We start from the raw sequence: 12710 nt of genomic DNA, 5'->3' as shown, positions 1-12710 counted from the left end.
ATGTATCATAAAACACTGCCATACCGGATATTCAGTCTGTTCAACAATGTGTTTTTAACGGTTCTGGCCATTCTTTGCCTGCTTCCTCTGTATCACCTGCTGATGGTGTCCCTCAGTGCTTCGGCTCCGGCGAATGCGGGACTGGTCACCTTCTGGCCGATCGGCTTTACATTCGAAGCCTACGCCAAAACATTCGATAACGCGAATTTCCTGTCGTCGTTGTGGGTGTCCGTGCAGAGAACCGTGATCGGGACGGCGCTGGCCCTGGTCGTGAACACCATTGCCGCCTACGCGCTGTCCAAAGAAAGTCACGTATTCCGTGCGCGCAATCTGTATCTCTGGTATTTTGTCGTGACGATGCTGTTCAGCGGGGGACTTATTCCAAGCTATATTCTGATCCTGAAGCTCGGACTAATGAACACGTTGATGGCCCTTATTCTTCCCGGGCTGGTGGGCGTCTTTAACATTATTCTGCTTATGAACTTCTTCCGCACGGTGCCCAAAGATCTGGAGGAAGCGGCCTTTATCGATGGGGCCGGCCAGTTCCGCACGTTCCTGAGCGTGTACCTGCCGGTTTCTCTGCCCGTCGTGGCTACCGTCTCCTTGTTTATGATGGTCGGGCATTGGAATTCGTATTTCGACGGGATCATCTATATCCGGGATTCGGAGAAGCTTCCGCTTGCCACGTTTATGCAGACGATCATCGTGCAGGCGGACATGTCGAAGCTGGACCCGGCAGCCGTTGCCAGCCTGTCTCAGCGTACGATCCGGGCGTCGCAAATCTTTATCAGCGCCCTGCCCATTTTGCTCGTGTATCCTTTCTTGCAGCGCTATTTCGTAACCGGCATCGTGGTAGGCGCGGTGAAAGAATAGGCCGGTTAATCGGCGGAAACTAACTTATCTATAGAAAAAACAGAAAAAACCTTGTGGAGTTTATCGCTAAAAACCGTGCGCCGCACGGTTTTTTTTGGTTTGGATGCAAAGTTTGAACGAACCGGTTATGCAACTTTTAACAGGAGATAACCGTGTTTTTACCGAAGGAGGAGAACATGAATGAATCGTTGAGTCTGGAAGACATTTACCGCAAGTATTTCAAAGACCTATACGCCTATCTGTTTTCCTTGTGCAAAGATCACCATTTGACGGAAGATATTCTTCAGGAAACCTTCTATAGAGCGTATGTGAACCTGGAGGATTACAGCGGACCAAGGATCAAATCGTGGCTTTTTACGGTGGCCAAAAACACGTATATCGACTATTTGCGCAAGCACAAACGGATGGATTTGAAACAGGATGAATTTTTTGCTCAAGTACCCGTTAAGGGGTCTACCGAACAAACTTTTTTGGAGAAAGAAGGGAAAGAAAAAATCGTGCAGGCGGTTTCTTCGCTTCCGGATAAGTACCGGGATGCCGTGCGGCTGTGTGATGTGGAGGAAATGTCCTGCCAGGCGGCGGCCGATGTCTTGAACCTGAAACTTTCTACGTTAAAAAGTCTGCTTTTCCGGGGGAGACAGAAATTACGGCAAATGAAAAGAAAGGAGAGTGAGCCCGGCCATGAACCACCAGGATCCGTTTAGAGAACGCCTAAAAGCGTTCAGAGAAGGAACATTGTCCGAAGCGGACGAGCGTGAAATGGAAGAAGAACTCGATAAATTGGATGCTTACAACGCGCTGCTGGAAGAGGAAATGGGAGGAAGTATACCCGGAAAACAAAGCGAGGAGATGATTATCGGCAGGAGCAAGTGGAGGGCCAGATGGACTTCTACCCTGATTACACTTGTCGTCCTGCTGTTGATTTTGCCCGTAGCGTATATGGGAACACTCGTCTATTATGCGCTTCATCCGTCCTTGAATGCGAACAAATTGATTGAAGTTCTGGACAAAACCGTTTATGTCACCGAACCGAATATGACTTTGGAAGAGATGCAGATCGAAACGCAGGTGCATCCGTTGTCGCTAACCGTCGATATGGAGCTGTGGAAAAAAGTCGGGAACCGGGACATCCGTGCGGGAAAGCAGTCGGCTTCCTTTATACTCGGAAGGCCGAACGGTTTTCCGAAGGCGGAGTACTTGACGGATGCTCCGCTGCCGAAAGTTCCGACCGTAGCGAACCGGATGCTCGTTCATCCCGGTTTTCCGAGCTTGCCCTATTTGACGGGCACGGAATGGCGGCGGCTTGAAAAGCTGCCTGAAGGGACGGTGGCCGAAGCCTACGTTTCGCTGAACCGCGTTACCGGCACGGACGAAGCGCTTAAAGCGCTCCAAAGCGGCACGGTCGAAGTCGTCTGGTACGCGGTAGACACCGGTTTCGAGCAGCGGGGCGTGGACAGCGGTGGCCGCGTGATCGGACCGATCGGCTATCCGGCACAAGAGGACTGGGACGCGTGGTCGCCTTTTAACGATACGAAAGAAAACGCGGAGCAGTTTATGGACACCCTCGTCTTTCTGAAAAACTATGAAAAGATGGCGGCGTTATTTTCCCGGAGCCAATCGCTGGAACTGGATAAGAGAATCCGGTATTTGAAAGACAACGGGATCAAAACGTATGGAGCTGTGGTGACAGGGCCCGTCAAGGATTTGGCCGCCCTGCGCAATAACGCCCTGGTCCGGGGAATTAAAGTCGGGGAGGTCCGGTTATGGAACTGACTTCATGGTTTGCCGGTTTTAAAAAGAAAAGGCCCGGAAACGGAAAAAACGGCAGGCCGGGCAGCCCTTTTCTCAAAGAATCGTGGGCGGGGTATTTGTCATGCAGTCTGGCGGTGGTTCAGCTGGCCGTTATCAATCTTACGTTTCTGTTTAATGTGTGGACGCTGGACGTTCTTGAATTTCTTTTTGCCGCCAGCACGTTAAGTGCGCTAACCGGTCTTTTCCTGCGAAACCGGAGTAAAAAGCTGTGTCTTTGGGCTCTCGCGATCCAACTGGTTTATGTCCTTTTCCTGGCGGTGGTATTCGTAACGAGCTGGATGATTAATCCGAAGCCTTGATCGGCAGCGGAACCGGGAGACGCAAGACGCGAGCTAAGGTGCCCCGTTGAACGGTCAGCGAGAACCGCTGTGAAAAAGCCTCCGTATCGGAGGCTTTTTTTGTTTGAAGTGCTGAGGCGCTAAACATCCGGTTCGGGAGGGTGTCCGATACCCGATGTAAACGATTGTATATAAATGTAAGAAGTTATCTCTTTTTAACGGGGGAGGGGGGCTTTTAGTATTAACAGTGGAAGGGTCTATTCATCGCATCAAGCATCGGAAGGAGGGGAATGAAGAAACCGGAAAATAATCGGAAAGCAACAGCAGGAGCCGGGCCCGACCTATGTCTCTTACGCGCAGGACCGGAAAAACGATCTAAAGTCCTTCACAAAGAAATGAGGATGAGTAAATGAAGACGAATCAAGGAATGCAAGCGAAGCTTTCCTTCATGCTGACATTTGTACTTGTATTTTCGATCGTTTTAAGCGCGGGCCAGCCCGCCGTGTATGCCGCTCAAAACCCGCTCGGGTTAGGAACGGACGCGCAAACGGGAAGTGCACCGCTAGACACTCCAGTTACGGAAGAAACGTACGGCGGATCGGCGGATCGGCCGTTTCCGGACGTACGTCCCGGGCCCTTGCCTCTGACCGCACCGCCTGTCGGCAGCGAAAACTTTGCCCTGAAGAAATCCGTTAAAGTTTCGGGCAATGAAGTGGATTACGGCTTGTATCCCGAAATGGCCGTAGACGGGGATATGGGGACCCGGTGGTCGTCCGCCAAAACGGACGATCAGTGGTTTGAGGTCGATCTCGGCGGGAAAAAGGAGATCGGCCAGGTGGCGATCCATTGGCAGACGCCCGCCAAATCGTACCGGGTGCTCACTTCCGTATACGGCGACGTATGGGAGAACATACGAGAGAATGACGGCCTGATCCAATGCGAAGGCGGCAAAGAAGTGCTGAATTTCCCGTCCCGTGAAGCGAGATACGTCAAGTTCCAGGGCGTGGAGCGTGCGCCGGCGAGCGACGGCATCCTGTACGGGTATTCTTTTTACGAATTCGAGGTGTATAAAGAGGACCCGATCGCCAAAATCATCAGCGGCATTCAAAAGCTCGACCCGGTCGTGAAGGGGCAGACTTCTCTAAACCTGCCTGCCATGCCGCCCGGTTATAAAATATCCGTGTACGGCAGCGACGCTCTGCCGGTCATCGACAAAGAAGGAACCGTTCACCCGCCGTTGTCGGACCGAACCGTCCAGCTCCTTCTGCAGGTGGAGAGCGAATCCGATCCTTCGCGGAAAGGAGTAACCGGCAACATCGGCGTGCATGTTCCCGGGTTGTTCACACAGACACCGGGTCTCAATCCCGAACCGAAAGTCATTCCTTCGCTGCGCGAATGGGCCGGGGGAACGGGCCGCTTTGCCCTGTCGGCCTCCTCCAGAATCGTAATCAGTGATCCGGCCTTGCGGCAAACGGCGGAGACCGTCCGGGCCGACTTGAAAGAGATGACCGGCCTGAATCCGGAGATCGTTCAAGGCAAAGCATCTGCCGGGGACGTGTACATGACGCTGGACCCGGCTATGAAGCATCTGGGCGCGGGAGGTTATCTGCTGGATGTGAAGGAGTCCGTTACGATTACAGCTCCGGAAACGAAAGGCGTCTTCTGGGCAACCCGATCGGTTCTTCAGATTCTGAAAGGAGACACGGAGCGCCGCCATCTTCCGGTCGGAACCGCGCGCGACTACCCCAAGTACGAAACGAGGGGGCTGATGATCGATGTCGCCCGGAAGTTTTACACGATTGATTTTCTAAGGGATTACGTGAAATTGCTGGCCTGGTACAAGATGACGGACCTGCAGATTCATCTGAACGATGACGTCGGCGTTCCGTTTAAGAACGGGCAGCGGGCCGCCTTCCGTCTGGAAAGCGAGCGTTATCCCGGCCTGGCGAGCTCCGACGGCCATTACACGAAGGAAGAGTTCCGCGAGCTGCAGCGTCTTGGAAGCGATTACAGAATTAATGTTATCCCTGAAATCGATACGCCGGGCCATTCCCGTATATTCACGACGTACGATCCTTCACTCGGGACGGACCACACTCTTGACATTTCGAAGCCCGCAACCGTGGATTTTGTCAAAAGTCTTTTCGACGAATATATCGACGGCTACAACAACGGGGAACCGACGTTTCTCGGGCCGGATGTCCATATCGGGACGGACGAATATGGGGGTCCTTCCAAAGAGGTTTTCCGCGGATATATGGATACGCTGATCAAGCATATCAACAGCAAAGGCAAGCATCCGTATCTGTGGGGCGGCTTGAATGAATATGCGGGGGCGACTCCCATCAGCAACGAGGCCACCATGGACATTTGGTATGAGCCGTACGGAGGGCCGAAACAAGCGATGGATTTGGGCTATGACATCGTCAATTCCGATACCAACTATATGTATCTTGTACCGCGGTTGTACCGCGATTATTTGAATACCCCGTTTCTTTACCGGCAGTGGGAGCCGGTGAAATGGCCGGGCGTTACGCTGCCCTACGGGCTACCGCGGCTCAAAGGCGGCATGTTCGCCATTTGGAACGATATTTCGTACGAAACCGGCGTTTCGATGGACGATTCTCATGTCCGGATGCTGCCTGCGATGCAGGTTCTTTCGGAGAAAATGTGGCAGGGAGCGCGGGAAGGCAGCGATTACGACGCGTTTATGGCGACGGCGGCTGAAATCGGCGAAGCGCCGGGCGTGAACCGCCTGCACCGCATACACGTGGATCAGCCGGACGGCTTGGTAATCCGGTATCCGTTCGACGGGGGTACGGAAGACACTTCCGGAAACAAGTTTCACGGAAAAGGCGAGAATATCGCTTTTACAGAAGGAAAATACGGCAAGGCAGCCCAATTCCGGGGCGGAAAAAGCTACGTCGAGACTTCGATTGACACGATGGGCTTCGGCTGGACGGTTTCCATGTGGATCAAGCCGGAACGGGATAACCCGGACGATGCCGTACTGATGGAGTCTCCTATCGGGAAAATTAAGCTGAAACAAGGAAAAACGGGCAAATTGGGCTTTTCCAAAGAGGATTATGACAGCGTATTCAATTATGAGGTACCGGCTGACAAATGGACGCATCTTTACTTGACGGGCGATGCGATGGGTGTGTCTCTATATGTGAACGGCAATGAATACGCCGAAAAACTCGCTCTGCCGGTCAGACGCATTCAGACGCTGATGCTGCCGGTTCGGAAAATCGGAAGCGAAACGAACGCCTTTAGAGGCGCGATCGACAATGTGCACATTTACAACGAGTTTCTTCCTCTGCTGGACGTCAACAATCTGGCTCTTCACCAAAAAGCGGAGTCTTCTCCCCTCGAAGCTCCCGAGCATACGCCGGGCAATACGATCGACGGCAATTTGTTCACCCGGTGGTCGAGCGCGTACGATGACGCTTCCTGGATGATCGTCGATCTCGGAGAAGCCCAGACGATCAACAAAATCCAGATCGGATGGGAGACGGCGGCGGAGAAGTTCAAGCTTCTCGTATCCGAAGATAAGCAGACGTGGACCAATGTCAAAGGGGGTGACAAGATCCTGTCTTCCGCCGGCAAGCTGGACACCATCGACTTTCAGCCTGTAAAGGCGAGATACGTGAAATTCCAGGGAGTCGAGAGAAAGCCGGTCGACGGCACCAAATACGGGTACTCGATCTACGAGTTCGAAGTATTCGGCGACGACAAAATGGCGCCGTACCAGGAATTGATCGCCGAAGCCGGCAAGCTGCTGTCCACGGGAAAAGGCAGTCCAGATATACGCCGCCAGGTAGAGAGTCTGTTGCTGGAGTATCCGGTCCGTTTCGAAACGGTCATTGACACGTTCCGCGATTTAAACGCCCGTTTAAAAGAGTCCATCAATCATCCGGGAACGGACCCTGATCCGGGGAGTCCGGGAGACGGAAGCAGCGAGACGGGTACAGGCGGCGGCTCAAGCGGCGCAGGCGGTACACAGCCTGACGGCGAGACCGGCGTACTCACGTTGAAGCCGGGCGAAGGGGGAACAACTCGTCTCGGAAGCGAGATCAGTATCGAGATTCCTGCCGGAGCCTCGAAGGAAACCGTTACGTTCGGCATCCGAAAAATCACGGCACCTTCCGGTCTTAATGGCGGGGGACAGGAGAGAGTCAGTCCTGTCTTTGAAGTGACGCGCAGCGCGGGCACGAGCCTGATAAAGCCGATTAAGGTAACACTGGCTTACGAAGCGGGGAAGACAGGCGCGGGCCGTCAAGCTGCCGTCTTCACCTATGATCCCGGCCGGAAAGAGTGGACCCGGCTCGGAGGCGCATCCGCGGGCGGCAAAATCAGCGTGGAGGCGTCCGACACGGGGATATTCGCCGTCTTTGCCGTGAAGGAGGACGGCGCGAATCCGCCTCCGCTTTTCCGGGACACCGCGGGACACTGGGCGGAGGAAGCGGTCTCCCGAGCGGCCGCGGAGGGGATTGCCGACGGGTATCCCGACGGCACGTTCCGGCCGGACGCCAGGGTGACGCGGGCTGAATTCACGGTGCTGCTGGCAAGAGCGCTGCACCTTGAAGGCAACGCGGCCCTGCCCGGCTTTGCGGACGCGGCCGATATCGGCGCCTGGGCCGGGACGGCGGCGGCTCAAGCCGTCGAAGCCGGCATCGTCGACGGCTACGAGGACGGCACGTTCCGGCCCGGGGCGGATATCACCCGCGCGGAGATGGCGGTCATGGCCGCCCGTGCGCTGAAGCTGCCGGCGGAGCCGACGGCGCAGACCGGTTTTGCCGACGACGGCGACATTCCGGTCTGGGCACGCGGGTATGTCGGCGCAGCCGCCGGGCTGGGACTTGTCGCGGGACGCGACGGCGGCATATTCGCGCCGGGTGATCCGGCTTCGCGTGCGGAAGCCGTAACGCTGCTGCTGAGGGCCGCCGGCCGGAAATGAACAGCCGGCCGCGGTGTGAAGACCGAGGTACCCCGCCCGCTTTGTGCTTGCCTGCGCCTTTGAAAAAAGGACGGAAGGTGGTATACTTTTGAGAAAAATCAAGCGGGGGTACATCGTATGACAGCAGCAAGTATTGATAAAATCGCGTGGATCTATGTGGATAACGGCCGCATTCTTAGCGCGCGTTCCAAAGGAAAAGATACGTATTACATTCCCGGCGGCAAACGGGACCCCGGCGAAACCGACACGGAGACGCTTGTGCGTGAAGTGGAGGAAGAGGTTTCCGTCCGCATCAAACCCGAAACGGTGTCGCATTTCGGGACGTTTGAAGCCCAGGCTCACGGAAAAGAGGAAGGAGTTCTCGTGCGGATGGCTTGTTACCAAGCGGATTTCGAAGGCGATCTAAGCCCGGCTTCCGAAATCGAGGAGCTGGTCTGGTTGGCTTACGGCGACCGGGAACATGTCTCTCCTGTCAGCCGTCTCATTTTCGACCGGCTTCATGAATTAAAGCTGCTTCTGTAGCCGGTAAAGTCGGTAGACCGCATCCGGCACAAAAGAAATGTTCTATTGGGAGCATCCAGTAACGGCTATGCTTGAGACTCATTTGATCAATAAATGAGACCAATTAGTGTTTTTACTTGAGACTGATTTTAAAACCAGTAACGGCAAAAAACTTGCCGCTGCTGGTTTTTTTATTCCATGATAAAGTTTCGTCGGGCCAGTGACACATACGCAATTTTATAAGAACACACGGATGTAATGCTGAATAGTGGAGAGTAAAAGAAAGGAAAAAATAGCCATAGTTAGCTATATTTCAAATCATCCAATTGATGTAATATTTAAACTGTCTTTTACAATTTTATATGAAGTCGGGAAGGAGTGAGCCTCTTACAATTGTTTTTTAAAAACCGCTAAGCGGATGATTAAGCTGGGAAGGGGAGAATTTGTGAAAAGTAAATACGCTTTCTTGCTCTCGTTGCAATCGCTTGAGTATGAAATCAATCAATTGAATGCGTTCTCAAGAGAATATCCGGAATGCTTCGAACTTCTAAAGATCAAGCTTGACGATCTTTGCCGGTTTATGGTGAACGACGAAAATGAAAAGCGTTGGCATGAATGGGGAACCCATGATGAAGTGAGACAATACAGCGAGAAACTGCGGGAGACATCGGTCAAGGCACTGTGTGACATGGAGAAATATCAATCGCGGCTGTTGATCAACCAAGAGCTGGAAGCTACCTCTTACATCGAACAGTTGTCCCATGCCGTTCAGGAGGAGCTTGATTTATTCGGGATCGGACCGGCATCCAGAGTGCTTTTTATCGGTTCGGGAGCTTATCCGCTGTCGGCTTTAACGATAGCCAAGGAATCGAGCGCCAAGGTACTGTGCCTGGATATTGATGAGGAAGCCGTCAAACTCGGTTTCCAGGTTGCCTCGGCTTCCGGACTGCATACCCTAGTGGAGTTTGCGGGAGGCCGATTATCGGACCATCCGTTTATCCGAGAGGCTACCCATGTCTTTGTCGCTTCTCTCGTTGCGAATAAGCTGGAGATCGTTGAAGAGGTGAAGCGCACGGCGAGGCCGGACACCAAAATTATTGTGCGTTACGGCAACGGATTGAAGTCGCTTTTTAATTATCCTCTGCATGCGGACTTGTCTTATGAGTGGAATCTGACGCCCGTTGTTAGAAACAATAGCCTCTACGACACGGTTCTTATGGAATCCAAACGACTAACCCGGGAAAGGACGATTGCCTTTGACTAGTCCTGAGCAGGTGATTCCCCCGCTCGGAAATACATTGATCGTGGGAGCGGGACCGGCGGGCATTCATATCGCTGTGGATGTAGGCCGGGGATGGTGCGGCCGGCTGGGCTTGGCGAATCGCAAGGGGGCGCATTCTACCCGTATTCTATGTGAGCTGGATCGGCAAGGCTATACCCTTTCTTCTGTCGTACAGATTCAATCAAAGCGTCATCTTACGGGTGAGGTCCGACTGGACGATTACTACGATGGCTTCGATGGAATTGACGATAAGTGGCATACCGTGATTCTATGTACGCCATCCGACAGCTATTCAGATGTCATCGGCGCGTTAAGGCTGGAGAACCTTTCTCAGGTAAAGCGAATTGTGCTTCTCTCGCCAGGGATCGGATCGAATCTGCTGGTGCAGAGTCTGGTGAGACCCTCGGGCTCCGATATCGAGATCCTCTCTCTTTCCACCTATTACGGCGCCTCCAGGTTCGCATTTGAAGAGGGCCAGTGCACAGTGCTGAGATCGATCGTACGAGGGCTCAAGCGCAAAGTTACAGTCGGCAGCAGTAAGCCGGACAGTCGGGCGATTGGCGATATAAAACGGTTTATTGAGTCGCTCGGCATTCAATTCGAAAGCGTTTCCCATCCTGTGGCTGCCGAAAGTCGCAGTATTACGACTTATGTACATCCGGCCTTTTTCATCAATGAGTTTTCAATGAGTGAGATATTTAGCCGTATACCCTCCAGAAAATATATGTACAAGCTGTACCCGGAAGGACCCATTACCCCACAGGCGATCCAATCTATGTTGCTGCTGTGGAAGGAAATAGGGGAGCTTGTTACCCGCCTGCACGCCGAACCGATCAATCTGCTTAAGTTCCTTAACGATGACAACTATCCTGTTCATGAGACCACACTCTCCCGGGAGGATATCGAAGGCTTTACCCGAGCGGATCCGATCAAGCAAGAGTACCTCTTATATGTCCGATATGCTTCCATTCTGATCGACCCGTTTGCCGAACCGGATGAACAAGGCAAATATCCGGATTTCTCGGCTTTTCCTTATAAACAAATTTCGAAAGACTCCGAGGGCAAATGGATCATTCCCAGAGTGCCGTACGAGGATTATAAGAAAATAAAGCTGGTGGAGCGTTTAGGCAAAAAGTTAAATCTCTCGATGCCGCAAACGTCCGCCTTCATCACCAAGTTTGAGAGCAAGCTGTCTTCTTTTGTGGAAGAAGAGGGCATAGAGCACTTCCAGCCCGATCTTTTCACGGATACGACAGAGAGGGAGGCAGACCTCATTCTAAGCGAGCTAGAGCTCTCTTGGGATGCACATGCGACAAGGCATGCCGAGCTTGGAATTAAAACGGAATAGGATTTTTTATAAAGCCGATTCATGGTAAGGAGGAGTAAGGGAAGGATGTATGATTTATTCAAACGAAAAGGGGGAAGCCGCCCAAGGTTGAGAACGACTTCAGCCATGATCGTGCTGTGTGCGGTACTCTTGTTAACCGGCTGCAATCAAGCCGCTCCGCTAAAGGAAGGACAACCTTCCGAGACAGGCGATGCAACGCAGCGGGAAGCCGTCAAGAAATTAACCATTGTCCACAGTCTCCCGAGCGATACGCTGGACCCGCATAACACCTGGGTTCCCCTCAGAGCGGGGGTCTCGGAAACGCTGGTACGTCTGGACGAGAAGATGCAGGTGGTGCCTTGGCTCGCCGCAAAGTGGGAGACAAAAGACTCCCGGATATGGTCGTTTACCCTGCGTGACGGGATCTTCTTCCAGGACGGCACTAAGCTGGATGCCGCCGCCGCAAAAGCGTCATTCGAGCGAGGAATCGCTGACAGCGCGGCCCTGTCCGCTTCCTTGAAGGTAGAGTCCATTGAAGCAAACGGACAAGAGCTGATTTTTAAAACCAAGGAACCGTTCCCTGCATTTCCCGCTGAACTGGTTCATCCGACAGCAAGCATCATCAGTACAGCGGCCGAGAAAGCTGTGGGAAAGGAAGCATTCAACAAATCACCGGTGGGCACGGGGCCATTCAAAGTAGCCTCCTTTATTCCGGGGAAAGAGGTTACCCTGGTGCGGAACGCCGAATATTGGGACGGTAAGGCCAAGCTCAGCGAAATCAAGTATCAATTTAATTCCGATGCTAACGTACGGACGCTGGCTTTACAGTCCAAGCAGGCGGGTATTGTGTATCATTTGGCGCCCGAATCGCTGGCGGCGATCCAGCAAGACGGACAGCTTTCGATACAATCGGTTACCAGTCTCCGCACGCATTATTTTACGTACAATCCCAAGAGCGCCACGGTTCAAGACATCCGGGTAAGACAAGCGATAGATAAACTCATCGACCGGGATGCTATCGTCAAAGACGTGATGCTGGGTCATGCGCTTCCTGCGAACGGACCGTTTAACAGCACACTGCCATTCGGCAGGAAAGGCGGCTATCAGAAGCTTGACCCGCAAGGGGCACTGGAGCTGTTGGAAAGTGCAGGATACAAGAAAAACGCGAAGGACAAGCTGGAGAAAGACGGCAAACCGCTTACTCTCAAGCTGATTGCCTTCAGCGGAATTAACCCTGAGCTCCCGCTGATCCCGCAGTTGCTCCAATCGGAGGCGGCCAAAGTGGGAATTGAGCTAAAGATCGAATCGGTGGAATATCCGGATGTCTACATCAAGGATCACAACGATTGGGACCTTTCGACATCCAGTTACCTTACCTCGCCACGCGGCGACGGGGGCTCGTTTCTGAATTCGGCTTATGTGCCGGGCGAATCCTATAATCCCGCCGGGGTTAAAGTCGAGAAGCTTGCTCCTCTGCTGAAGGCACTGAACGAAACGGGGGAAGTGGAGAAGCGCAATATGCTCACACAGCAGGCCGTTGAAGTCATTACGGAAGCGATCCCTCATTCCTATATTATTTATCCGAATATACTGGTAGGTATAAACAAAGGGATCAGCGGGTGGAAGCCCGGAGCGGAAGAGTTCTACATTGTCACGAATAAGCTGGATGTGAACTAG

General features: G+C 53.1%; 9 protein-coding genes. All 9 read left to right on the top strand.

The annotated features are described in order from the left end of the window. The 9 genes from HMPREF1207_RS01585 (at position 1) to nikA (ending at position 12710) form a co-directional block, all read left to right on the top strand. Positions 1 to 873 (top strand): carbohydrate ABC transporter permease, encoded by an 873-nt coding sequence (locus tag HMPREF1207_RS01585; RefSeq protein WP_009674270.1) that lies wholly within the window; start codon positions 1 to 3, stop codon positions 871 to 873. A gap of 176 nt (positions 874 to 1049) precedes the next feature. Then, positions 1050 to 1577 carry a sigma-70 family RNA polymerase sigma factor gene (locus HMPREF1207_RS01580; protein ID WP_016423400.1) on the top strand — a complete coding sequence of 176 codons (528 nt, stop codon included), beginning with the start codon at positions 1050 to 1052 and terminating at the stop codon, positions 1575 to 1577. Next, a complete protein-coding gene (locus tag HMPREF1207_RS01575) occupies positions 1555 to 2646 on the top strand; it encodes an anti-sigma factor (protein WP_016423399.1) in 1092 nt (363 codons plus the stop codon). Before HMPREF1207_RS01580 ends, HMPREF1207_RS01575 begins: the two co-directional genes overlap by 23 nt. Then, positions 2637 to 2984 carry a hypothetical protein gene (locus tag HMPREF1207_RS01570; RefSeq protein WP_009674246.1) on the top strand — a complete coding sequence of 116 codons (348 nt, stop codon included), beginning with the start codon at positions 2637 to 2639 and terminating at the stop codon, positions 2982 to 2984. Before HMPREF1207_RS01575 ends, HMPREF1207_RS01570 begins: the two co-directional genes overlap by 10 nt. A 388-nt stretch (positions 2985 to 3372) precedes the next feature. Next, positions 3373 to 7923 (top strand): galactose-binding domain-containing protein, encoded by a 4551-nt coding sequence (locus HMPREF1207_RS01565; RefSeq protein WP_009674258.1) that lies wholly within the window; start codon positions 3373 to 3375, stop codon positions 7921 to 7923. A gap of 117 nt (positions 7924 to 8040) precedes the next feature. After that, positions 8041 to 8445 (top strand): NUDIX hydrolase, encoded by a 405-nt coding sequence (locus HMPREF1207_RS01560; RefSeq protein ID WP_009674245.1) that lies wholly within the window; start codon positions 8041 to 8043, stop codon positions 8443 to 8445. Positions 8446 to 8869: 424 nt separating this feature from the next. After that, positions 8870 to 9688 (top strand): nicotianamine synthase family protein, encoded by an 819-nt coding sequence (locus tag HMPREF1207_RS01555; RefSeq protein ID WP_009674247.1) that lies wholly within the window; start codon positions 8870 to 8872, stop codon positions 9686 to 9688. Further along, entirely contained in the window at positions 9681 to 11054 is a 1374-nt protein-coding gene (locus HMPREF1207_RS01550) for an opine metallophore biosynthesis dehydrogenase (protein WP_016423398.1), read from the top strand. The genes HMPREF1207_RS01555 and HMPREF1207_RS01550 overlap by 8 nt, the downstream gene beginning before the upstream one ends. A gap of 87 nt (positions 11055 to 11141) precedes the next feature. After that, the gene (nikA, locus tag HMPREF1207_RS01545; protein WP_231391995.1) at positions 11142 to 12710 is read left to right on the top strand and encodes a nickel ABC transporter substrate-binding protein; all 1569 of its coding nucleotides are present in this window, start codon (positions 11142 to 11144) and stop codon (positions 12708 to 12710) included.

This window comes from Paenibacillus sp. HGH0039 (assembly GCF_000411255.1).
Classification (GTDB): domain Bacteria; phylum Bacillota; class Bacilli; order Paenibacillales; family NBRC-103111; genus Paenibacillus_F.
Note: the sequence above shows the minus strand (reverse complement) of the source record. Positions and strands in the feature narration are given on the sequence as shown.